1 protein-coding gene is annotated in these 285 nt (G+C 76.8%); it reads left to right on the plus strand.

The window, feature by feature from the left end:
• Nucleotides 1-285: FAD-dependent oxidoreductase (locus LO771_RS30415; protein WP_374228285.1), on the plus strand; the 285-nt coding region annotated here is incomplete at both ends.

A 285-nucleotide genomic window follows, 5' to 3' on the forward strand; every position in this document is an offset into this window, starting at 1 on the left:
GGGGCAGGCCATGCGCATCCTGGACACGGACGGGACCGTCCTGCGCGACTGGCGGCCCGGACCGGACGACCGGGCCAATCACGAGATCGACCGTGGGCAGCTCCGCGACCTGCTGCTCGGCCCTCTCGACGTCCGGTGGGGGCAGGGCGTGGCGCAGGTGGTGCCGGGGACGCGGGACGGCGTCCTGGTCCGGGTCGCGGACGGGCGGGAGGAGACGTTCGACCTCGTGGTCGGCGCGGACGGCGCCTGGTCCCGAGTCCGCCCGGCGGTCTCGCCGGCGACGCC

Source organism: Streptacidiphilus sp. ASG 303 (assembly GCF_020991365.1).
Lineage (GTDB): Bacteria > Actinomycetota > Actinomycetes > Streptomycetales > Streptomycetaceae > Peterkaempfera.